Origin of the sequence: Streptomyces ficellus (assembly GCF_009739905.1) — a bacterium.
Taxonomy (GTDB): domain Bacteria; phylum Actinomycetota; class Actinomycetes; order Streptomycetales; family Streptomycetaceae; genus Streptomyces; species Streptomyces ficellus_A.
Genome location: NZ_CP034279.1, coordinates 876,404 through 899,324, shown reverse-complemented (window position 1 = coordinate 899,324; position 22,921 = coordinate 876,404). Strand labels below are relative to the sequence as shown.

The window sequence follows — 22,921 nt, the reverse complement described above, 5'->3', positions numbered from 1 at the left end:
GAACCGATACGGGAGCAGCCGTGCGCGTGGAAGACATCTACATCCGGGGGACGTCGGTACGGCTCCCCGACACGGTGTCCATTGCCGACGCCGTGGCGTCCGGGGCCTGCCCGCCCCGGGTCGCCACGACGACCGGACTGGTCTCCGTGGCGTACTCGCCCGACGAGTCCGCCGCCGAGATGGCGGCCACCGCGGCCCGAACGGCCCTGAGTCGCGCCGACTCGGCGCCGGAGGACGTCGACCTCGTCCTGCACGCCAACACCTACCACCAGGGCCAGGACCTGTGGCCCGCCGCCTCCTACATCCAGCGCGAGGCACTCGGCAACACCTGCTCCGCCCTGGAGATCCGGCAGATGTCCAACGGCGGCCTGGCCGCACTCGACCTCGCCACCGCCTACCTCACCGCCGGCGACGGCCGCTGCGACGCGCTGCTCACCACCGCCGACCGGTTCTGCGAGCCGGGCATCGACCGCTGGAACACCGACCCGGGCACACCGTACGCCGACGGGGCCACCGCCCTCGTCCTGTCCCGCCGGGGCGGCTTCGCCCGCCTCCGCTCGCTCGCCCTGCTCGCCGACCCGGAGCTCGAACCACTGCACCGCGGCGACGAACCGTTCACCCGCGCTCCGTTCAGCCACCGCATCCCGGTCGACTTCGAGGAGGCCAAGCGCGCCTTCGTCGGACGTGTCGGCATGTCGTATGCCATCACCCGCGCCCACGCAGGACAGAGCACCGTCATCAAACAGGCCCTGGCCGACGCCGGGATGGAACTGGCCGACGCCGAGTGGGTCGTCCTGCCCCACTTCGGCCTGCGCCGCCTCACCTCCATCTACCACCGGCCGTTCGGCATCGACCCCGCCCGCACCACGTGGGAGTGGAGCCGCACGGTCGGCCACCTCGGCGCCGGCGACCAGTTCGCGAGCCTGGACCACCTGGTCTCCACCGGCCGCGCCCGGCCCGGCGACCGCTGCGTACTGATCAGCGTCGGCGCCGGCTACAGCTGGGGCTGCGCCGTCGTGGAGATCACCGAACAACCCCACTGGGCCACCGGCTGACCCCGGCGGCACACCCCCCACCGCACTCTCGTTCCACCACCGCTCGAGTCTGGTTCGAGCCCACCTCTGCCACTCTGGACCGGCCGCTCTCACGGCCGCAGTGAAGGGAAGGTACGCCGTGGCGACCGTTACGCCCGCATCTCCGGCGATCCATGTCGCGGAACACTCCGTCACCATCTCCGCCTCACCGGCCACCGTCTACGGCCTGATCGCCGACGTCGCCTCCTGGCCCCAGGTGTTCGGCCCCACCGTGCACGTCGAGGTCCTCGAGGACGTCCCCGGCGACGGCGCGGCCGAGGGCGAGCAGCTCCTGCGCATCTGGGCCATCGCCAACGAACAGGTCCGCACCTGGACCTCCCGCCGCGTGCTCGACCCGGCCGGGCTCACCATCTCCTTCCGGCAGGTCGTCCCCGCCGCACCCGTCGCCTCGATGGGCGGCGAATGGCGCATCGAGCCCGCCGACGACGGCACCAGCCGGGTCGTCCTGCTGCACGACTACCGCGCCGTCGGCGACGACCCGGCCGCCGAGGAACTCATCGAGCGCGCCGTCGACCGCAACAGCCGCGCCGAGCTCGCCGCCCTCAAGAACGCGGCCGAGCTGGGCGACGCCCGCGACGAACTCCACTTCACCTTCCACGACTCCGAGACGATCCTCGGCGCCGCCGGCGACGTCTACGCCTTCCTGGACCGGGCCGACCTGTGGCCCGAGCGGCTTCCGCACGTCGCCCGCCTCGACCTCACCGAGGACGAGCCCGGCATCCAGACGATGGACATGGACACCCGCAGCCCGGACGGCTCCCTGCACAACACCACCTCGGTGCGGGTCTGCTTCGAGGACCGCCACATGATCGTGTACAAGCAGCTCAGGGTGCCCGTCGCCATGAGCGGTCACACCGGCCGCTGGGTCATCGAATCCCAGGGCGACGGCACCGTGAAGGCCACCTCGTGGCACACCGTGACCCTCGACCCCGAAGGCGTACGCAGCGCCCTCGGCCCCGAGGCCACCCTCGCCGAGGCCCGCGCGCTGGTCCGCAAGGCCCTCGGCACCAACAGCTCCACCACCCTGCGCCACGCCAAGCAATTCGCGGAGGAAGCACGTGCATGATCGCGACCCCAACGGGCCGATCACCGTCGTCAACAGGTTCGAGGTCAAAGGAGACACCGCGACGTTCGAGCGCGAACTCCGCCGCCACCACACGTTCCTGAGGCAGCGGCCCGGATTCGACTTCCTCGTCACCGTACGGCTCGTCGACCGGCCCAGGACGTACGTCCACTTCGGCCACTGGAGGAGACTCAGCGGCTTCCTGGACACCGCGCACGACGACGCGTTCGTCGCCCAGGTGCAGCGCCTCGGGCCCCTCGTGGACACCGAGGCCGACCAGGCGCGCAGCGTGGACCGTGCGCTGCGCGCCAACGCGGCCGTCGGCGACCCGGCCGTCGTCCTGCTCTCCTGCCGGGTGCGCGACCACAGCGCCTTCGAGAAGGCGTACCTCGCGCTCGGCGAGACCAGCGGGCGCCTCGGCGGATTCGGCGGCAGCGACCTGCTCCGCTCCATGGTGCGGCCGCTGTCCTACACCGGTGTCCAGTGGTGGCGGGACGCCGGCCACTGCGAACGCGCCCTGGCCTCCGACGCCTACCGCGCCGCGCTCGCCGAGCTGTCCGCCCACGCCGTCATCACCACCGAACGCGGCCATCACCTCGCCTACGAACGGGCCGTCGACTGACCCGCGACGGACCTCGCAGCCGCCGGAGTCGGGGACCACGCGTCCCCGGCTCCGGTGCGTGCCGCCCCCTAGGGCCCCTCGAGCGCCTGGGCGCAGTCTTCCTCCATGGCAGAAGAGACAGGCATAACCGTGCTGCGCGGCCTGCCGGACGCGGCGGAACTCGCTGCCGTGACGACCGTGCTGCTGGCACTGCTCCGCGACAGGTCCCGGCCGGCCGACGAACCGCGACCGGCCGCGTACGCCGACTGGAGCGTCAGAGGCACCGGCGGGCCCACCCCCGGGGGCTGGCCCGCCCGACACCTGAGGGGGCGCCAGTGACCGCGTACCGCACCTACATCGACGCGTTCCACCAGCGGGCCGCCGAGGCGCCCGGGCGCGACGCCCTCGTGCTCCTCACCGAACGCGACGGGCGGCTCACCCCCGAGAGCGTCAGCTACGCGGACCTCGCCGCCCGGGTACGCACCCTCGCCGCCCGGCTGCGTGCCCACGCCGCGCCCGGAGACCGGGTGCTCGTCCTGCACTCGTCCCGCCGGCAGTTCGCCACCGCGTTCCTGGCGTGCCTCCACGCCGGGCTCGTCGCCGTCCCCGTGGCGCCGCCGGGCGGCCGCGGCCACCACGACGAGCGCATCGCGGGGATCGTCAAGGACGCGGCGGCGGCCTGCGTCCTCACCGAGGCGGCCCACGCCGCGGACGTCTCACAGCTCCTGGCGCGCACCGGCTTCGGCGAGGTCACCTGCCTGCTCACCGACGCGGCCGCCCGGCCGGGGACCGACCCGGAGCCGGGCCCGCCGGTCACGGCCGCCCCCGACGACGTCGCGTACCTCCAGTACACCTCGGGCTCCACCCGCGAGCCCCGCGGGGTGATGGTGACGCACCGCAACCTCGTCGCCAACCAGGAGGCCATCCGCCTCGCCCTCGGCACCGGTCCCGCGTCCCGCTTCGGCGGCTGGCTGCCGCTCCACCACGACATGGGCCTCGTCGGCCAGCTGCTGCACCCCCTGTGGCTCGGCACCACGACGGTGATGCTCTCCCCGCAGGCCTTCGTCAAGAAGCCGTTCCACTGGCTGGACACCGTCTCCCGCTACGGCCTGACGGTCAGCGGCGCCCCCGACTTCGCGTACGACCTGTGCCTGCGCCGCGTCAACGACAGCCAGATCGCCTCGCTCGACCTGGCCCACTGGCGCACGGCCGTCAACGGCGGCGAGCCGATCAGCCCCGCCGTCCTCACGGCCTTCGCCCGGCGGTTCGCCCCAGCGGGCCTGCGCCCCGGCGCGCTCACCCCCGCCTACGGGCTCGCCGAGGCGACCCTGATGGTCTCCGGCGGCGGCGGGCCCTGGGACACCGCACACCCGACCGTCTCCTGCGGTGCGCCGGCGTCGGCGGAGGTCCGCGTCGTCGACCCCCGGACCGGCACCGAGGTCCCCGCCGGGCGCACCGGTGAGATCTGGGTCCGGGGCGACAGCGTCGCGAAGGGGTACTGGCGCCGGCCCGCCGAGACGGCCGCGTCCTTCGACGCCCGGCTCGGCGACCGGGGAGGGTACCTGCGCACCGGCGACCTCGGCATGCTGCACGAGGGCCGGCTCCACGTCACCGGACGGATGAAGGACATGATCGTGGTCGCCGGCCGCAACCTGTACCCGCAGGACGTGGAGCGCACGGTCCAGCAGGTCAGCGGACTGTTCGGGCCGGCCACCGTGTTCGCCGTCCCCGGGGCGCGGGAACGGGTCGTCGTCGTCCAGGAGCTGCGGGCCCGCAGCCACTACGACATCGACCTGGCCTCGCTCGCCGCGAGCGTGGAGGCCCGCATCGGCGAGGAGCACGAGGTGCGCACCGGGGGCCTGATCTTCGTCCGCCCCGGGACGGTGCGCCGGACCACGAGCGGCAAGGTGGAGCGGGCCGCGATGCGCCGCATGTTCCTGCGCGGCGAGCTCAGCCCGCTGCACCAGCGGGTCGACGGAGAGGTCGAGCGGCTGCTGATGGCGGGAAGCGGCTCATGACCCCGTTCCGCGAACGCCCGGCACCCGACCGCCCCGGCCAGGAGCGGCCGGGGCCCGGCCGTCCGGCCGCGGGCGGCACGGCGGCGGAACGCGCCGACGCCCTGGAGCGGTCCTTCGGCCCCCTCGACGACCCGGCGAACCCGCTCGGCGGGGCCTCCTTCGTCGCCGCGGACCGGGCCGGCGCCCTGCCGCCCACCGCCGAGGACGTCCTCGACGCGTACGGCATGAACGAGGAGTTCGTCCCGGCCGCGCTGGGCGGCCGGCTGCGGCGCATGGACGAACTCGGCCGGGTGCTGCGCCCCGTCTTCCGCCGGGACGCCTCGCTGGGATTCGGGTACGGGCTGAACTGCTTCTTCGCCGCGACGCCCGTCTGGACCGCCGGGTCCACGGAGCAGCGCGAGCGGGCCGCCCGGCTGCTGCTCGGCGGGGACCGGATCGCCGTCGCCCGGCACGGGGTCGCCCACGGCAACGACTTCGTCCGGGACGAGTTCACCGCCCGGCCCGGCCCCGGCCGGGACCTGCTGCTCAACGGGAGCAAGACCGGCATCGCCAACGCGTCCCGGGCGCGCGGCCTGCTCGTCTTCGCCCGGACCGGCACGCCCGGCCACGCCCGCAGCCACACCGTGCTGTTCCTCGACCGGGACGACGTGCCCCCGGGCCGCGTCCTCGACCTGGGCCGCCGCTCCACCAACGGCATGCGGGGGGCCGAGTTCGGCGGACTGGGCTTCGACGACTGCCCGGTCCCGGACACCGCGCTGGTCGGCGCGCCGGGCGACGGCTACGAACTGTCGCTGCGCTCCTCCCTGGTCATCCGGGGCCTGATCCCGTCGATCGTGCTGGCGGGGGCCGACACGGCACTGCGCACGGTGGCCGCGTTCGCGGCCCGGCCGCGTGCCGACGGCCGCTCCTCGCTCGACGTCCAGCACGTCCGCTCGGTGCTGACCGGGGCGTTCCTGGACCTGCTGCTCATCGACTGTCTCGCCCTGGTCGCCACCCGGGCGCTGCACCTGCTGCCCCGGCAGATGAGCGTCTACGCGGCGGTCGCCGCCTACCTGGCGCCCAAGCTCACCGCCGAGGCCATGGACGAGATGTCGGCGGTCCTCGGCGAGGAGACGTTCGCCGAGGACGGCGCGTACGGGATGTTCCAGAAGCAGCTGCGGGACCTGCCGGTCACGTCCCTGGGCCACGCCGGCAGCGCGGGCCGCCAGGTCAGCATCCTGCCCCAGCTGCCGTTCTTCGCCCAGCACGCGTGGTTCGCCGACCCCGAGCCGCCGCCGGGGCTGTTCGCGCCGCACGGTGACCTGCCGCCGCTCGACCTGGCGCAGCCCGCGCTGCTGGGCGACGCGGACCCGCTGGCCGCGACGCTGGTGGCCAGCACCGACCTGCTGGAGGAGGCACGGCTGCCGCGGGCGGGCCGGGACGCGGGCGTGCTGCGGTTCCTGGTCCGCGCGTTCGCCATCGAACTCGCCGACCTGCGCAAGGCCTTCGCGGGCATCCCGCAGTCGGACCGCAGCGCGCTCGCCAGCCCGCACAGTCTCGCGCTCGCCGACCGCTACACCCTGGTGCTGGCGGCGGCGGCCTGCCTGGGCGTGTGGCGCGAGCAGCAGGCGTCGGGGGACGCCACGGACCGGTTCCTGGCCGACACCGCCTGGCCGTCGGCCGCCCTGTACCGGCTGGCGCGGCGGCTGGGCCTGGCCCTGCCGGACCGGCCGGCGCTCGCCGAGCAGCGGGTGCTCGCCGAGGTCATGGCCCGGCTGCACGGCCGGCGCAGCTACGACCTGTTCAACTCCCCGCTCGCCTGACCCACCCCGCCCCTCGCCCCCGAAGGAGCACACACCATGCCCGCGCAGGAACCCGACCGCCTCGGCGGGGCCCATCGAGAATGGCTGCTGGAGCGGCTCGGCCACTATCTGGGCCGGCCGGTGGACGACTCGGTCCCGTTGTCCGAGTACGGTCTCGACTCCGTGGCCGCGCTGAGCCTCTACGGGGACATCGAGGAGGAGTTCGGACCACTCATCGACCTGGACGACATCCGGGCGTACCCCACGGTGCGCGAACTCGCCCGCCACATGGCGGTGCGCGACGTCCGCCGGCCGGGCGCCCACCGGGCCAGGGCGGCGTTCGTGTTCACGGGCCAGGGCTGCCAGTACCCGGGCATGACGTCGGCCCTGTACCTGGACTCCGCCGCCTACCGGGGCCATCTGGACGAGATGGCCGAGGCTCTGCACCCGTACCTGGGGCTGTCGGTCGTCGACCTGATCCTCAGCGAGGACCCCCGCATCCACCTGACGGCGTTCACCCAGCCGGCCCTCTTCGCCGTCGAGTACGCCCTCGCGAGGACGCTGGAGACCTCGGGCGTCGTGCCGGTCGCCGTCCTCGGCCACGGCATCGGTGAGTTCGCGGCGGCCACGGTGGCGGGCGCGCTCAACCCGGCGGATGCGGCCAAGCTGATCGCGATGCGGGGCGCCTTCATGCAGTACCTGCCCTCCGGCGGCGGCATGATGGCCGCCTGCGTCTCCCCGTACGAGATCGCCGAACTGGTCGTCGCGGAGCCGGGTGTCGGCATCAGCGCCGTCAACGCGGCCCGTGCGACCGTGCTCTCCGGCGAGGTGGCCGGACTGGAGCGGATCGAGGCGGAGCTGGCCACCCGTGGCATCAAGTGCCGGCACCTGCCGGTGGGCCACGCCTTCAACTCCCCGCTGATGGAGCCGGTCGTCCCCAAGTTCGAGGCGGTCGCCCGCCGGATCCCCGCCGGGACGCCGCGCGTGCCGTTCTACTCCACCGTGCTGGGCCGGCTGGCCACCGAGCCGCTGTACGCCTCGTACTGGACCGAACAGCTCACCTCGCCGATCCGGTTCGCCGACGCGGCCCGCGGCATGCTCGGCCAGCAGACCCCCACGCACGTCGTCGAGATCGGGCCGCGTCCCGTCCTCGGTCCCTACCTGCGGCGCATGGGCGGGCCCGCCTGCATCCCGATGTGCCCCCGGCCGGACAGCGACGCCGTGGACCTCGCCGGGGTCATCTCCGCGCTGGGCGCCGGCCCGCTGGCCGCCGAACTCGCGGGAGCGTGAGTGGGCACCCGAATCGGCCGGCCGCTGCCGGCGCTGGGGCCGGGCGGACCGTGGGACCGGGTCCGCGACGAACTGGCCGTCACCGGGAGCGTGCTGGTGTACGGCACGATGCCCGGCTGGCTGCCGCGGGGCGGGACCGACGCGGTGCGCCACCTCCTCGGCCGTGACTGGAACCGCTACGAGAGCTTCGACCGGCCCCGGATGAGGGACCGTTTCGTCGCCTCCCGGCTGTTCCTGCGGTACACCGCCGCCCAGGTGCTGGACACGACTCCGGACCTCGTCGACCTGTCCTACCAGCCGGGAGGCAGGCCCTACGTACGGGGCTGCGACCAGATCGACGTCAGCCTCAGCCACACCGAGGAGATGATGCTCGTCGGCGTCACCCGCCGGGGGCGGATCGGGGTGGACGTCGAGCGCGCCGACCGCAGGCTCGCGGGCACCGGTTCCGAACTCCAGGCGTGCACCCCGTACGAGAAGGCGTCGCTGGACGCCGGCGGTGAGCGGTCCCGCAACGACACGATGGTGCGGTTGTGGACGCTCAAGGAGGCGTACAGCAAGGCCCTGGGGCAGGGACTGCGGTTCCGTTTCACCGAGTTCGGCTTCGACCTGGACGGGCCCCGGACCACGCTGGTCCGTCCCGACGGCACGCCGGCGGGCGGGGACGAGTGGACCTTCGGCACCTTCCGGGTGGGGGAGCGGTACGTGGTCAGCGCCGCCGTGCACGACGCCGGCTTCGGCGACCTGCCGGACGTCTCGGTGGGCACGATGCTGGACCAGGGCATGCTCGACACGCTGCTCGGGTGGTCGAGGGAGGGGTCACGGGATCCAGCCGGCCTCCTCGGCGATCCTGATGGCGTCGATGCGGTTGCGGGCGCCCAGCTTGCTGACGATGGCGGTGAGGTAGTTGCGGACCGTTCCCTTGGACAGGAACAGACATCCGGCGATCTCGGCGGCGTCGGCACCCTGGGCGGCCAGTCTCAGGACTTCCAGCTCCCTGGGCGAGAGCGGGTTGTCCGGTGAGTCCCATGCCGTGAGGGCGAGCTGTGGGTCGACGACCCGTCTGCCCACGGCCACCGCGCGGACCGCCGCCGCCAGTTGCTCGGGCGGCGAGTCCTTGAGCAGGAACCCGGTGACGTGCGCCGTGAGGGCGCGCCGCAGCGTGCCGGGGCGACCGAGGCTGGTGAGGATGAGGGTGCGGCAGCCGGGGAGCTGGTCATGCAGGTCGGCCGCGGCGGTGAGTCCGTCCGTGCCCGGCAGGTCGATGTCGATGATCGCCACGTCCGGCCGTGTCTCCAGCGCCGTCTTCACGATGGTGTCCCCCCGGTCCACGGAGGCGACGACCTCCAGGTCCGGCTCCAGTTCCAGCAGCGCGATCAGCGCGCCGCGGATCATGTGCATGTCCTCTGCGAGCAGGATCTTCACGCATAGCATCGGTCCCCCCAGAAGTGCACTACGGTGCTAACTGGTCGTCATGGTCAGGCGGCGGCACGTTCGGTGGGCCTCGGGCCGGTACCCCTCGACCCGTCGTTCCCCGCCCGCGGCCGCACGGGCGCGTACGCCTCGAGATGGAAGCGGCCGTCCTCCCCCGGGCCGGCGCTGAGCCGGCCCCCGATCCTGGCGAACCGCTCGCGAAGGTTGTCCAGCCCGCTGCCTCCGGTCGATGCCGACGCGGGCGCCTTCCCCAAAGGCGCACCGTCGTTGACCAGGCTGAGCAGGACCGTTTCCGCATCCACGGTGGCCGAGATGCTGCACCTCTGCACCTTACTGTGTCGCAGTATGTTGGTCACACCCTCACGCAGAGCGGTGGCCAGCGCGGTGTCGACGACCGGGTGGAGCCGGCCGCACTCGATCGACACGTCGGCCCGTACGTCGGCCGCCGCCAGGATGGCCGCGGCCGTCTCGGCCTCGTCCCGCAGTGACATGTCGCGGTAGCCGCTGGACACCAGCCGCACGTCGGCCAGCGCCTGGCGCGCGACCGCGAGGAGCTCCGCCGTCTCCCCGCGCGCCTGGTCCGGGCGGGTGGTGATGAGCCGGTGGATGAGTTCACCCTTCAGGGCGATGGCCGACAGGCTGTAGCCCAGCAGGTCGTGCAGGTCCCGGGCGAACCGCAGCCGTTCCTGGTTGACCGCCATCCTGGCCAGTTCCTCGCGCGTGGAGTGCACTTCGTGGACCAGGTCGGTGAGCCGGCTGAGACCGTAGATGACGATGCCGCAGAGCATGCCGGCGATCAGGAAGTAGCCGACCTGGGCGGCGGGCTGGCCGAGGGCGATCGCGTACACCGGGATGCTGGCCACCACGGCACCGAACAGCGGCCAGGCGGTCCGCCAGCGGAACGTCAGGAGCACGGAGGCGGCGAGCGGCCCTTCCATGCTGCCCCACGACAGCCCGAACCAGACCAGCGGCAGATAGGTCAGCAGCGTCTGGAAGGCGAGGAAGCCGACCTTCCGGCGCATGGACCAGGTCCGGGCCGCGGGGGCGGAGACCACGAACTGCACGCCGAAGACGAGCAGGACGAGGCCGACGCAGACGGCGAGGCGGGTACCGCTCGACCCGCCCGACCGCAGGACGTTGAGCACGGTGACCGTGGCGTAGCACAGCAGGGCCACGATCGTGATGCCCCGGGCCAGCCGGGGGGCGGGAATGTCGGGCCGGGCCGGCGGCACCCCGGTGGCGGCCGGGAAGTGGCCGGGTTCCATCCCTTCCTCATTGGCCGAAATACCTATGTCTCGTTGTCTGTCGTCGAATATGTGCGGAACAGCATTCCGGACACGATCCGGCATCGCGGCCTCCTCGCAAGGACAGTGGCGATCCGCATGCTAATAAGCAAAGGTTCGGACTTGCCACCGATGAGGAGAAAGGAGGGGGTTCATACGAACAATGGAACGGGATTCAACTCCTCGTAGGGGACGGGCCGCTCGCGCCATCCCATGCGTACGGGCACGTCGAAGAGGCGTCCCGGGGCGAACCGCGCCCAGAAGTGCCGCAATCCCGGAACGATGACTTTGACGACGGGCAGGCCCACGTCCGGCCGCGTCTGGTCGAGCACCAGCAATTCCATGTCATGGGCACGTATAACTGATTCGGCCGCTTCCACATCCGCGCGCAGATCGGCCCGCGGAACGTAACCGTATCCGGCCGGCCCCCGGGCGGTCTGGGCGGGATCGGGGAGCAGGTACGGCTGGTTCCGGACGGTCGCCTCGCACCACCAGGCACGCAGTTCCGCGGGCACGCCGGGTCTTCGGTGCAGCGGCTCCTCGGACCCGGTGTCCGCGGGAGGCAGCAGCTGGCACATCTCCGTGACCGCCCGCCGCAGCGCCAGCCGGGGGTCGAAATGGGCACCGAAGCCGAAGGAGATCCGCTCCTCGGGCCCCTCCTCCCGGCGGGAGACGGCGGCCATCACGGGGATGCCGAAGTCGGCGGTGAGGTCGAGGACCCACAACGACCGGCCCGCCCTCCCGTACGCGGTGCGCGTCCGCGCGAGCCACGGCTCGTCGAACAGGTCGAGGTCGACCGCCGGCCGGCGCAGCCGGTTGTACCACCACAGGGCCACCGCGTCGCGCTCGACGAGTTCCAGGAACCCCTGGACCAGGGCGTCCTCCAGGCTGCTGCCGGCCGCGTTGCCGTTGGAGTCGGCCCAGGGGGCGCGGTCGACGCCGTCACGGCCGGGGCCGAAGTACAGCATGGAGGTGGGCAGCAGCCGGTGCCGCCGTGCCGTCAGCGACCAGACGGGCGTCCACTCCCGCTCCGCCCCCTCGTCGAAGCGCGGCGGTACCGCGTGCATCGGCGCGCAGTGCGCGTTCCACCGCTCCCGCTCCCGGAACTGCCGCTCGGCGTACAGCTGCACGCGCTGGGGGTGCACGGCGGCTTCCCCCAGCTCCGTGAACGAACCCCGCACCACCGCCTCGTCGCCCTGCCGCGTCCCGCAGTAACGTTCCACCGCCTCGCAGAGCGCGCCCGCCTCGGCCTCCTCGGGGGTGACCCCCTTGCCGCCGCTGCAACTGCGCAGCCCCTCGGGCCCCGTGCCGCGCCACGCGAGGTTCCGGCCCGACACCCAGTGGTTGAGGCCCTCCGGGGTGCCCGGGGCCGGCCGCAGCCCGGACACGACGCCGGTCACCGGATCGACCAGGTGCCGGTAGCGGCCGAGCACCTGCGCCGGGGTCATCGCCCGGTGATTGCCGCCCGCCCCGCTCACCTTCGGCCGGGACACCGGCACCACGGGACGCCGGGCCAGGGCGCCCACCAGCCCCGGGTCCCCGCACTCGGCGCACTGCGGGCGCCGGGTCACCGGGTGGTGGCTGGTGCGCAGGGTGCGGGTGTCGAGCCGGCACACCGAGCCCTGCCCCGCGTACCGCATCCCGGCCGCCCACTTCAGGGCCTCCAGCACGGTCGTCTGCACCCCCATGGTCCGCACCGCCGGCAGTGACGCCTCCGGCAGCGGCACCGGGCCGGGCAGCCCGAGGGCGTGCCGGACCGGCGCCTGCGACGAGCGGTGACCGCGCAGCCGGTGCGCCAGACACGACCAGCACGGTCCGCCGGCCGCGCCGAACACCGGGCCCACCCACACCTCCGGCCCGCCGGGCCGGGCCAGCAGCCACGGCCGGCCCGCCGCACGGTGCCGGGCGTCCACCTCGGCGAGTGCGGGATCGAGGTAGTCGTCGCACAGGATCAGCCCGAACGCGGCCTCCTCCTCGGACGGCGCGAGGGCCAGCCCGGCCGCCACGCACTCCGCCATGGCGGCCGCCCCGTCCGTCCGCCCCAGCGGCACCACGTGCACCGGAGTGGAACGGACCGCCGCCGCGACCCCGGGTGCGCCGATGCCGGCGAGCTCCCAGTAGGCCTCGGCCGCCGCGTCCGCCGCGGGGTCCCGGTACCCGACCAGGTCGGCCCTGGCCAGGGCGGCGATCACCCGGCCCGCCTCCGCCGCGGGCACCGCCGCCGTCGCCTCGGCGATCACCGCGGGCAGCGTCCGTGTCCCGTCCAGCAGCGGGGCCAGCACCTCCACCTGCGGGCCCCGCAGCACCGTGGTGCCCCGCTCCGACAGCAGGTACACCGCCTCTCCGCTCACCGTCTCCACCCGCAGGTGCCGCTTGAACCCCACCGGAAGACCGGCGGGAGCCGGATCGGTGACGGTCACGAGCGCTCCGCGGCGGACGTCGCGAAGCAGGACGGGCCGTGGGTGAAGTTGCAGAACGAGGCCACGCCCGCGCCCGGCTGGTCCAGGTTCTCCAGGTACACGTCCTCCGCGGCCACCAGGTAGACCGGCTCGGCTCCGGTCAGGCCGAACTCGGTCAGCACCGACAGCGGGTCGGTGGTGTAACGCTGCGCCAGGTCCGGCTCCAGACCCGTGCGGGCGGTGAGCAGTGCGTAGCGGTGGGACGTGTCCACCGACGGGGCCGTACCGGATTCGATCATGGTCGAGCCGAGCATGAGTTCCCCTCCCTGAGGCGGTGCCCGCCGGGGCTGTCGCCCGTCGGCCGGCGCCGATGTCCTGTGGGTCAGGATTCTGCGTGGTGGCTCTCCCCGCGGCACAGTGCCGGCTTCACCATCCCGCCATGACATTTTCACGTCTCCCTTCGTGAGCCGCTCACTGGGGCGCGGCCACCACGAGTGCGAGGCTCGAGCCACGCTCCGCTCCGAAGGCCGGCAGCAGGAGTGACGGGGAACCGAGGCAAAGGGGAACGAACGATGGAGATCAACGTACTGGGACCGCTCACCGCCATCGAGCACGGAGTCTCCGTGGTCCCCACCGCGGGCAAGCCGCGACAGATCCTCGCGCTTCTCGCCCTCCAGGCCGACCGCGTCGTCACCGTGCCGACACTCATGGAGGAGATCTGGGGCGAGGACATCCCGCGCAGCGCCGCCACCACCCTCCAGACGTACATCCTCCAGCTCCGCCGCAAGATCGCCGCCGCGCTCGACGGCGACCCGCTCCGCCGCGCCAAGGACGTCCTCGTCACCCAGCACGGCGGCTACCTGCTCCAGGTCCAGCCCGGCCGGGTGGACGCGCAGGAGTTCGGCCGCCTCACCTCCTCCGGGCGCGACGCCCACGAGGCGGGCGACCACCGTGCCGCCTCCCGCCTCCTCGGCCGGGCCCTGGACATGTGGCACGGGCCGGCCCTGGTCGACGTGCGCGTCGGCAGCGTCCTCGAACTGGAGGTGCTGGGGCTGGAGGAGGACCGGATGGCCGCCCTGGAGCGGCGCATCGACGCCGACCTGCACCTCGGCAGGCACACCGAGATCGTGCCGGAACTGCGGGTCCTGGTCGCCAAGCACCCCATGCACGAGAACTTCTGCGCCCAGCTGATGACGGCCCTGCACCGCTCGGGCAGCTCCTGGCGCGCCCTGGAGTCCTACCAGCGCCTGCGCACCACCCTCATCGACGAGCTGGGCCTGGAGCCGTCCCCCCGGCTCCAGCGCCTGCACCAGGCGGTCCTCTCGTCCGACCCGGGCCTCGACCTGCACGCGCCCGCCAGCACCTGACGCACCGTCATCACCGGTCGTGACAGCGGCCGCCACCCCCGATCCGCCGTGACCGGCGTGCCGGGGGCAGCGGCGCGTGCGGGCCCTCCACCGCGTTTCGAGGAGGCGTTCCTACGTTCGGCCAATGACGATCCTCGACGAGCTCACGGTCACCCCCGCCGCTCCCGACCTGCGGCGCGCCACCGACGAACTGCGCCGCCTCAAGGAGGAGGTGAGCCGGGGACCCGACCCGGCGGCCACCCGGCGACAGCACGAGAAGAACAAGCTGACCGCGCACGAACGCCTGGAACTCCTCTTCGACGAGGGGACGTTCACCGAGATCGAGCCCCTGCGCCGCCACCGCGCCACCGGCTTCGGCCTGGAGGAGCGCAAACCCCACGGCGACGGCGTCGTCATCGGCTGGGGCCTCGTCCACGGCCGTACCGTCTTCGCCTACGCGCACGACTTCCGCGTCTTCGCGGGCGCCCTCGGCGAGGCCCACGCCGCCAAGGTGCACAAGGTCATGGACCTCGCCGAGTCCGCCGGCGCCCCGCTGGTGAGCCTCAACGACGGTGCGGGCGCCCGCATCCAGGAGGGCGTCACCGCGCTCGCCGGTTACGGCGGCATCTTCCGCCGCAACGTCGCGGCGTCCGGGGTGATCCCGCAGATCAGCGTCATGCTCGGCCCGTGCGCCGGCGGCGCGGCCTACTCGCCCGCCCTGACGGACTTCGTCTTCATGGTCCGCGACACCGCCCAGATGTTCATCACGGGACCCGACGTGGTGCAGGCCGTGACGGGCGAGGAGATCACCCACAACGGCCTCGGCGGCGCCGACGTGCACGCCACCACCTCCGGCGTGTGCCACTTCGCCCACGACGACGAGGCGACCTGCCTGGAGGACGTGCGCTACCTGCTCGGCCTGCTGCCGGCCAACAACCGGGAGACGCCGCCCGCCGTCGCCTGCGACGACCCGGCCGACCGGCGCACCGACGCCCTCGCCGACCTCGTCCCCGCCGACCCCGGTCGCTCCTACGACATCCGCGGCGTCATCGAGGAGATCGTCGACGACGGCGAGTACCTGGAGATCCACGAGACCTGGGCCCCCAACGTGGTGTGCGCGCTCGCCCGGCTCGACGGTCACCCGGTCGGCATCGTCGCCAACCAGCCCGCCTCCCTCGCCGGCGTGCTCGACATCCACGCCTCGGAGAAGGCCGCCCGGTTCGTGTCGACGTGCGACTCCTTCAACATCCCGCTGGTCACCCTCGTCGACGTCCCCGGCTTCCTGCCCGGCGTCGACCAGGAGCACAACGGCATCATCCGGCACGGCGCCAAGCTGCTGTACGCCTACTGCAACGCCACCGTGCCCCGCATCTCCCTCGTCCTGCGCAAGGCCTACGGCGGCGCCTACATCGTCATGGACTCCCGGTCCATCGGCGCCGACCTGTCCTTCGCCTGGCCCACCAACGAGATCGCCGTGATGGGTGCCGAAGGCGCGGCGAACGTCATCTTCCGCCGCGAGATCGCCGCCTCCGACGACCCCGACGCGGTGCGCGCCCAGCGCATCAAGGAGTACAAGTCCGAGCTGATGCACCCGTACTACGCCGCCGAACGCGGCCTCGTCGACGACGTCATCGACCCCGCGGACACCCGCCGCGTCCTCGTCCGCTCCCTGGCCATGCTGCGCACCAAGCGGGCCGAGGTCCCGGCCCGCAAGCACGGAAACGTCCCCACGTAGTGGGGCGTTCCGGCAGATCCACGCCCGCGCGAGCCACGGTCGAGAGCACAGACGTTCCATGTCTGCACCGGACACGGCGGCCCGCCAAGAGCGAGCCGCCCGGCCGGTGCCAGGCCGGCCGGGGCGGGGAGGACCTGACCCTGAACCGCCCCGGCCGCCCAACCGATTCAGGAGCGTCACGGACGAAGGGATCGACAGTGACCCCCACAGTTCCATCCGGCTGGTGCGCCGCGCCGCACCCGGCCCCGTCGAAGGCCAGGTAGCCCATGCGCAGAGTCGCCATCACCGGCCTGGGCGTCGTGGCCCCGGGAGGGGTCGGTGTCAAGGAGTACTGGGACCTGCTCACGGCGGGACGCACCGCCACCCGCAGGATCACCTTCTACGACCCGTCCCCGTTCCGCTCGCAGGTCGCCGCCGAGTGCGACTTCGACCCGCGGGCCGCCGGTCTGTCGCCGCAGGAGATCCGCCGCCTCGACCGGGCCGCCCAGTTCGCGGTGGTCTCCACCCGCGAGGCGCTCGCCGACAGCGGCCTCGACACCTCCGCGCTCGACCCCGGGCGGATCGGCACCTCGCTGGGCAGCGCGGTCGGCTGCACCACCAGCCTGGAGCGCGAGTACGTGGTGGTCAGCGACGGCGGCCGCACGTGGAACGTCGACCACGAGTACGCCGTCCCGGAGCTGTACCGGCACTTCGTGCCCAGCTCCATGGCGGCGGAGGTCGGCCGGGCGGCCGGCGCCGAGGGACCGGCCGCCGTGGTCTCCACCGGCTGCACCTCGGGACTGGACTCGCTCGGCCACGCCGTCGACCTGATCCGCGAGGGCACCGCCGACGTCATGATCGCCGGCGCCACCGAGGCCCCGATCTCGCCGATCACCTCGGCCTGCTTCGACGCCATCCACGCCACCACCCCCCGCAACGACACCCCCGAGAGCGCCTGCCGGCCCTTCGACCGGACCCGCAGCGGCCTGGTCCTCGGCGAGGGCGCGGCCATCCTCGTCCTGGAGGAGTTGGAGAGCGCCCGGCGGCGCGGCGCCCACATCTACGCGGAGATCGCGGGATTCGCCTCCCGCTGCAACGCGTACCACATGACCGGACTCAAGCCCGACGGCCGCGAGATGGCCGAGGCCATCGACGTCGCCCTGGGCGAGGCGGCCCTCGCGCCGGACTCGGTCGACTACATCAACGCCCACGGCTCCGGCACCAAGATGAACGACCGTCACGAGACGGGCGCCTTCAAGCGCAGCCTGGGCGCCCACGCCTACGCGACCCCGATCAGCTCCATCAAGTCGATGATCGGGCACTCCCTCGGCGCGATCGGCTCCCTGGAGATCGCCGCCTGCGCCCTGGCGATGGAACACGGTGTGCTGCCGCCCACCGCCAACCTCCACGAGCCCGACCCCGAGCTGGACCTCGACTACATCCCCCTGACCGCGCGCGAGAAGAAGACCGACGTGGTCCTCAGCGTCGGCAGCGGCTTCGGCGGCTTCCAGAGCGCCATGGTGCTGGCCCGCCCGGAGAGGAGAAGCGCATGAGCACGGCAACGGTGGTGACCGGCCTCGGCGTCACCGCACCCAACGGGCTGGGCACCGAGGAGTTCTGGAAGGCCACCCTCGCCGGCGAGTCCGGGCTCGGACCGGTCACCCGCTTCGACGCCGGCCAGTACCCCTCGCGCATCGCCGGCGAGGTGTCGGACTACGTGGCCGAGGACCACATCCCCAGCCGCCTGATGCCGCAGACCGACCACATGACCCGCCTCGCGCTCACGGCGGCCGACTGGGCCCTGGCCGACGCCGGGATCAACCCGGAGGAGATGCCCGAGTTCGGCATCGGCGTGGTGACCTCGGCGTCCGGAGGGGCCGTCGAGTTCGGCCAGCGCGAGCTGGAGAACCTGTGGAGCAAGGGCAAGGAGTACGTCAGCGCGTACCAGTCCTTCGCCTGGTTCTACGCCGTCAACACCGGCCAGATCTCCATCCGCCACAAGCTGCGCGGCCCCAGCGGCGTCCTGCTCACCGAACAGGCCGGCGGCATCGACTCGATCGGACAGGCCCGCCGCCACATCCGCAAGGGCTTCCCGGCCGTCATCTCCGGCGGCGTCGACGCGGCCATCTGCCCCTGGGGCTGGGTCCCGCAGATCGCCTCCGGACTGATGAGCACGGTGAACGACCCCGCACGGGCCTACCTGCCCTTCTCGGCCGAAGCCAGTGGATACGTGCCGGGCGAGGGCGGCGCGATCCTCATCACCGAGGACGAGCGGTCCGCACGCGACCGGGGCGCGAGCAAGATCTACGGCGAGATCGCCGGATACGCGGCGACCCTCGACCCCGCGCCCGGCTCCGGCCGCCCGCCGGGTCTGCGCCGCGCCGCCGAGAACGCCATCGCCGACGCCGGGCTCACCCCGGCCGACATCGACGTCGTCTTCGCCGACGCCGCCGGCGTGCCGGAACTCGACCGCGCGGAGGCTGCCGCACTGGCCGGCGTCTTCGGACTGCACGGCGTCCCCGTCACCGCGCCCAAGACCATGACGGGACGCCTCCTCGCGGGCGGAGCCGCCCTCGACGTGGCGACCGCCCTGCTGTCCCTGCGCGACGGAGTGGTCCCGCCGACCGTGAACGTGACGGCACCGGCCGCCGACCAGCCCGTCGACCTCGTCACCGAGGCACGCGAGGCGGACCTGCGCACCGCACTCGTCCTGGCCCGCGGACACGGCGGGTTCAACGCGGCCCTCGTCCTGCGCCGCGCCGCCCGGCCGGACTCCCGGTGAGCCCGGCCGGCCCCACCGCCCCCACACGCACCCCCCACACCACCACATCACCGTCAGGCCCGACCGAGAGGACGTCTCCCATCATGACCACCACGACCACCACCGTCACCCTGGCCGACCTGACCCGCATGCTGCGCGAGAGCGCGGGCGAGGAGGAGGGCGTCGACCTGGACGGCGACGTCATCGACACCCCCTTCATGGACCTCGGCTACGACTCCCTGGCCCTGCTCCAGGTCATCGGCCAGATCCAGCGCGAGTACGGCATCGAGATCCCCGACGACGCCGTCGTCGACGCCGAGACCCCCGGCGCGCTCCTCGCCCTCATCAACTCCGGCTCGACGGCCACCGCCTGAGCCGGCCCGGACGCGGCCGCTCCGCCCAGTCATCCCCCGTGGGCGGGGCGGCCGCCCCCCTCTTCCCCACCCTTGCCCGGGCGGCCCGACGCCGTGGCCCCACGAGGAGGTAAGCATGTCGCTCACGTCGTACAGCGCGGTCGTCCGGAGGCTGGTCGTCAGCCCCGGCCCCGCGCAGGAGCAGCGCGCGCAGATCGTGGCCTCGGCCGCCGGTGTCTCCGCGGTGCTCCGCGCCTTCGGCCGGCCGCTGGACCGGCTGCCCGTGCGTACCGTCGTGTACATCGGTGCCGCCGCGCTCGACCCCGGCCTCGGCCCCGAGCACGAGGGGTTCACCGTGCGCACCGCGCTCGGCCCCGGCGGCGCCCTGCGCCTCGCGCACCGCGAACTCCAGTCCGGGACCACCGACTTCGCCCTGGTCGCCGGGTTCGGCGAGCCCGACACCCACACCATCACCGTGTACGCGGTCAAGCGGGCCGCCGAGGCGGTCGCCGACGCCGACCGCGTCCTCGGCGTCCTGGACGGGACCGGCACCGACGAGGACGGGACACCGTCCCTGCGCCCGCTGCACCACGGCCACCGCGCCACCGACCCCGAAAGGCACCGGCTGCTGCTCTGGTCGGGCCGGGACACGGAGGACGAGACCCGCGTCCGCGGTGAACTGCTCCCGCTGCTCAGCGGACTGCACAGCGAGGCGTTCCCCGCCCTGCCGACCGCCGTCCCCTGCGGAACGCCCCCGGGGCCCGTGCGCGGCGCCGCCGTCACGGTCGCCGCGCTCGCCGCCGGAACCGTCCACAAGGCCACGGCCGTCCGCGCCGGAAGGCCCCGCCCGGTGGCCCTCCTCTTCCCCGGCCAGGGCTCGCAGCACGCCGGCATGGCCCGCGGGCTGTACCGCCGGGAACCCGTCTTCACCGCGGCCGTCGACGCGGCCCTCTCCCACATGGGCGACGAGGGCGGGCGGATCCGGGAGGACTGGCTCACCCCCGGCGAGCCGCGCGTCCCCATCGACGACGTACGCCGCGCCCAGCCGCTGCTGTTCGCCGTCGACTACGCCCTCGGCCGCATGGTCCTCGGCTGGGGCGTACGCCCCGCGGCCCTCCTCGGGCACAGCGCCGGTGAACTGGTCGCCGCGGTCATCGCCGGAATCGTGTCGCTGCCGGACGCGGTCGGCATGATGATGACCCGCGTCCGGGAGGCGGTGAAGATACCGGAGGGCGGCATGCTGGCCGTCGCCGCGAGCGAGGAGCGGCTGCGCCCGTACCTGAACGCGGACGTCGCCATCGCCGCCGTCAACGCCGCCCAGCAGGTCATGCTCGCCGGCTCGGCGGAACCGCTGGCCGCCACCGCGGCCCGGCTGCGGGCCGACGGCCTGACGGTGGTCACGGTGCCCGCGACGAGCCCCTTCCACTCCCCGGCGATGGCACCCGCCTCCGACGCGGTGGAGGCCGACTACGCCCGCGTCCCGCTGCGCGAGCCGGTCCTGCCCCTCTACTCGGGCTACACCGGAGCCCTGATGCGCCCCGAGGAGGCGCTCAGCCCGCGCTTCTGGGCCCGTCAGATCACCGACACCGTCCACTTCCGCGCGGCGCTGGAGGAACTCCTCGCGATCGAGGACGTCCTGCTCGTCGAGGCCGGACCGCGCCAGACGCTCACCGCGTTCGCCCGCAGGCACCGGGCCGTCCGCCTCGGCGCGAGCGCGGTGACCCCGCTCCTGCCGGCCCGCCGCGGCACGGCCGAGGGCGACCGCCAGTCGGTGCTGAACGCCGCCGCGCGGATCTGGACCGAGGGCCACGACCTCGACATGGACGCCGTGTCCCGGCTGTGGACGTGGAGCGACGAGGAGCAGCCGCCGGCCGCGGCGGCCCCGAGCACGGCGGCGGTCCTGCGCGAGCCGGCACCGGCCCTCCCCGGCTGAGGGTGATGCGTCCATGAGAGCGATCGCGCGGTTCCTGCGCGGCTGCTACGACGCCCTCGCGGCCGCCGGGTGGCTGTGGCTGGGCGTCCCGATGCCGCCGCCGCCCGAACAGCGGCCCGCCCTGCGGCCCCCGCCGGACCCGCCGCCCGCCCTGCGGCCCCCAGCCGCCGGCCACCCCGAGCGGGTCCGTCCCGACCTGCCGCCGAGCAGCACGGAGCGCGCGCTGTGGCGGCAGCTGATGGAGCCGACCGGGGACCGGTGACTCGGGCGTGGCGTTACGCCGGCTGGCGGGCGCCCATGTCTCCCATAAAGCCGAAGAAACGTTAATCCGACATGGCGGGAGGGGCTTTCGGACACCTCTGGTTCGGCACGTCTTCCCCGGAAGAGACCCCCGAACAGAGGTGACACCCGATGCTCCACAGACACGCCACAGCCGCGTGCGCCACCCTTACCGCCGTCGGCGCGCTCGTGCTGGCCGGCTCGCCCGGCGTGGTGGCCGCCGAAGTGCCCACGCCCCCGTCCACCCCCGCGGTGGCCGGCACCCCCGGCGCCGACAAGCCGTCCCCCGCGCTGCTCGACGCCATGCAGCGCGACCTCGGCCTCACCCGCGAGCAGGCCGAGACCCGGCTGAAGAACGAGGCCGAGGCGGGCGCCCGGGCGGGCCGCCTGCGCAACACCCTCGGCGACCGGTTCGCCGGGGCGTGGGTCAGCGGCCCGGTCTCCGCCACCCTCACGGTCGCCACCACCGACGCCGCCGACACCGCCGCCATCAAGGCGGGCGGCGCCGAGGCGAAGGTGGTCCGCCACGGGCTCAAGCGGCTGGAGGAGGCCAAGGCCGAGCTCGACAAGGGCTCCGTCCGCACGAAGACCACCGACGCGCCCGTCTGGTACGTCGACCCGCGCACCAACAGCGTGACGCTGGAGGCGGCGAAGGAGTCCGCCGCCGACGTCTTCCTCACCGCCACCGGCGTCGACCGCACCCTCGTACGGGTCAGGGCCACGACCGAGCGCCCCCGCCCGCTGGCGCACGACATCCGCGGCGGCGACGCCTATTACATCGGCAACAGCCGGTGCTCCGTGGGCTTCGCCGTGGTCTCCGGCACCCAGCAGGGCTTCGTCACGGCCGGGCACTGCGGCCGGGCCGGCGCCGCGACCCTGGGCCACAACAAGGTCGCCCAGGGCGCCTTCAAGGCCTCCACCTTCCCGGGCAAGGACATGGCCTGGGTGGGCGCCAACGACGACTGGACGGCGACGGCGCACGTCAAGGGCGAGGGCGAACAGAACGTCGAGGTCGCCGGCTCCACCGAGGCCCTCGTCGGCGCGTCGATCTGCCGCTCCGGGTCCACCACCGGCTGGCACTGCGGCACCGTCGAGCAGCACGACACGAGCGTGTCGTACCTCCAGGGGACCGTGAAGGGCCTGACCCGCACCACGGTCTGCGCCGAGCCGGGCGACTCGGGCGGCCCCTACGTCTCCGGCACCCAGGCCCAGGGCGTGACCTCCGGCGGCTCCGGCAACTGCAAGGACGGCGGCACCACCTTCTACCAGCCGGTCAACCCGCTGCTCCAGGAGTACGGGCTGACGCTCAAGACCAACGGCACCGACGCGGGCGACGCCGGCAAGGCGGGCAGCACCTGGGCCGCCGGCAAGGTCTACCGGGCCGGCGACCGGGTGACGTACGACGGCGTCCCCTACCGCTGTGTCCAGTCCCACCAGGCCCAGACCGGCTGGCGGCCCTCGGGCACCGCGGCCCTGTGGCAGCGCGCCTGACCACCTCCCCACCGCGGACGCGGGCCCGGGCCGCCCACCGGCCCGGGCCCCCGCGACGCACCGCGCACCCCGCGCCCGCGACCT

The 22,921-nt window shown here is 73.7% G+C and carries 19 protein-coding genes and 1 pseudogene; 16 read left to right on the top strand and 4 right to left on the bottom strand.

Annotated elements, in window-relative coordinates:
• The first annotated feature begins 20 nt into the window (after nucleotides 1-20).
• The 8 genes and pseudogenes from EIZ62_RS03870 to EIZ62_RS32805 all read left to right on the top strand — a co-directional run.
• A complete protein-coding gene (locus EIZ62_RS03870) occupies nucleotides 21-1,055 on the top strand; it encodes a ketoacyl-ACP synthase III family protein (protein ID WP_156691308.1) in 1,035 nt (344 codons plus the stop codon).
• Nucleotides 1,056-1,173: 118 nt separating this feature from the next.
• Nucleotides 1,174-2,160 carry an aromatase/cyclase gene (locus EIZ62_RS03865; RefSeq protein WP_156691307.1) on the top strand — a complete coding sequence of 329 codons (987 nt, stop codon included), beginning with the start codon at nucleotides 1,174-1,176 and terminating at the stop codon, nucleotides 2,158-2,160.
• The gene (locus tag EIZ62_RS03860) at nucleotides 2,153-2,779 is read left to right on the top strand and encodes an antibiotic biosynthesis monooxygenase family protein (protein ID WP_156691306.1); all 627 of its coding nucleotides are present in this window, start codon (nucleotides 2,153-2,155) and stop codon (nucleotides 2,777-2,779) included. The genes EIZ62_RS03865 and EIZ62_RS03860 overlap by 8 nt, the downstream gene beginning before the upstream one ends.
• Before the next feature lie 105 nt (nucleotides 2,780-2,884).
• A complete protein-coding gene (locus EIZ62_RS03855; protein ID WP_156691305.1) occupies nucleotides 2,885-3,097 on the top strand; it encodes an acyl-CoA carboxylase subunit epsilon in 213 nt (70 codons plus the stop codon).
• Complete coding sequence (locus tag EIZ62_RS03850) at nucleotides 3,094-4,776, top strand: fatty acyl-AMP ligase (protein ID WP_156691304.1); 1,683 nt, start codon at nucleotides 3,094-3,096, stop codon at nucleotides 4,774-4,776. Before EIZ62_RS03855 ends, EIZ62_RS03850 begins: the two co-directional genes overlap by 4 nt.
• On the top strand, nucleotides 4,773-6,578 hold the full coding sequence (locus EIZ62_RS32710; protein ID WP_156691303.1) for an acyl-CoA dehydrogenase family protein: 1,806 nt from the start codon (nucleotides 4,773-4,775) through the stop codon (nucleotides 6,576-6,578). The genes EIZ62_RS03850 and EIZ62_RS32710 overlap by 4 nt, the downstream gene beginning before the upstream one ends.
• Before the next feature lie 36 nt (nucleotides 6,579-6,614).
• On the top strand, nucleotides 6,615-7,847 hold the full coding sequence (locus EIZ62_RS03840) for an acyltransferase domain-containing protein (RefSeq protein WP_156691302.1): 1,233 nt from the start codon (nucleotides 6,615-6,617) through the stop codon (nucleotides 7,845-7,847).
• A 108-nt stretch (nucleotides 7,848-7,955) separates the two neighbouring features.
• Nucleotides 7,956-8,546 (top strand): annotated as a pseudogene (locus EIZ62_RS32805) (4'-phosphopantetheinyl transferase family protein); the annotation flags it as partial.
• Between the two features lie 117 nt (nucleotides 8,547-8,663).
• Here the strand turns inward: EIZ62_RS32805 and EIZ62_RS03830 are convergent.
• The 4 genes from EIZ62_RS03830 to EIZ62_RS03815 form a co-directional block, all read right to left on the bottom strand.
• A complete protein-coding gene (locus EIZ62_RS03830; protein ID WP_156691301.1) occupies nucleotides 8,664-9,278 on the bottom strand; it encodes a response regulator transcription factor in 615 nt (204 codons plus the stop codon).
• A gap of 44 nt (nucleotides 9,279-9,322) precedes the next feature.
• Entirely contained in the window at nucleotides 9,323-10,543 is a 1,221-nt protein-coding gene (locus EIZ62_RS03825) for a sensor histidine kinase (protein ID WP_244375434.1), read from the bottom strand.
• 170 nt (nucleotides 10,544-10,713) lie between these two features.
• On the bottom strand, nucleotides 10,714-12,981 hold the full coding sequence (locus tag EIZ62_RS03820; RefSeq protein WP_156691299.1) for a TOMM precursor leader peptide-binding protein: 2,268 nt from the start codon (nucleotides 12,979-12,981) through the stop codon (nucleotides 10,714-10,716).
• A complete protein-coding gene (locus tag EIZ62_RS03815; protein WP_156691298.1) occupies nucleotides 12,978-13,274 on the bottom strand; it encodes a hypothetical protein in 297 nt (98 codons plus the stop codon). The genes EIZ62_RS03820 and EIZ62_RS03815 overlap by 4 nt, the downstream gene beginning before the upstream one ends.
• A 258-nt stretch (nucleotides 13,275-13,532) precedes the next feature.
• Between EIZ62_RS03815 and EIZ62_RS03810 the strand changes: the two genes are divergently transcribed.
• The 8 genes from EIZ62_RS03810 (at nucleotide 13,533) to EIZ62_RS03775 (ending at nucleotide 22,837) form a co-directional block, all read left to right on the top strand.
• Nucleotides 13,533-14,327 (top strand): AfsR/SARP family transcriptional regulator, encoded by a 795-nt coding sequence (locus EIZ62_RS03810; RefSeq protein WP_156691297.1) that lies wholly within the window; start codon nucleotides 13,533-13,535, stop codon nucleotides 14,325-14,327.
• 124 nt (nucleotides 14,328-14,451) lie between these two features.
• Entirely contained in the window at nucleotides 14,452-16,041 is a 1,590-nt protein-coding gene (locus EIZ62_RS03805; protein ID WP_156691296.1) for an acyl-CoA carboxylase subunit beta, read from the top strand.
• 266 nt (nucleotides 16,042-16,307) lie between these two features.
• Nucleotides 16,308-17,573, top strand: a complete 1,266-nt coding sequence (locus tag EIZ62_RS03800; RefSeq protein WP_156691295.1) for a beta-ketoacyl-[acyl-carrier-protein] synthase family protein — start codon at nucleotides 16,308-16,310, stop codon at nucleotides 17,571-17,573.
• Nucleotides 17,570-18,802, top strand: coding sequence for a ketosynthase chain-length factor (locus EIZ62_RS03795; protein ID WP_156691294.1), 1,233 nt, complete (start codon nucleotides 17,570-17,572; stop codon nucleotides 18,800-18,802). Before EIZ62_RS03800 ends, EIZ62_RS03795 begins: the two co-directional genes overlap by 4 nt.
• Before the next feature lie 83 nt (nucleotides 18,803-18,885).
• On the top strand, nucleotides 18,886-19,155 hold the full coding sequence (locus tag EIZ62_RS03790) for an acyl carrier protein (protein WP_156691293.1): 270 nt from the start codon (nucleotides 18,886-18,888) through the stop codon (nucleotides 19,153-19,155).
• A gap of 115 nt (nucleotides 19,156-19,270) precedes the next feature.
• A complete protein-coding gene (locus EIZ62_RS32125; protein ID WP_156691292.1) occupies nucleotides 19,271-21,067 on the top strand; it encodes an acyltransferase domain-containing protein in 1,797 nt (598 codons plus the stop codon).
• A 13-nt stretch (nucleotides 21,068-21,080) separates the two neighbouring features.
• Complete coding sequence (locus tag EIZ62_RS03780; RefSeq protein ID WP_156691291.1) at nucleotides 21,081-21,329, top strand: DUF6059 family protein; 249 nt, start codon at nucleotides 21,081-21,083, stop codon at nucleotides 21,327-21,329.
• 149 nt (nucleotides 21,330-21,478) lie between these two features.
• A complete protein-coding gene (locus tag EIZ62_RS03775; protein WP_156691290.1) occupies nucleotides 21,479-22,837 on the top strand; it encodes a trypsin-like serine protease in 1,359 nt (452 codons plus the stop codon).
• The last annotated feature ends 84 nt before the right edge of the window (nucleotides 22,838-22,921 follow it).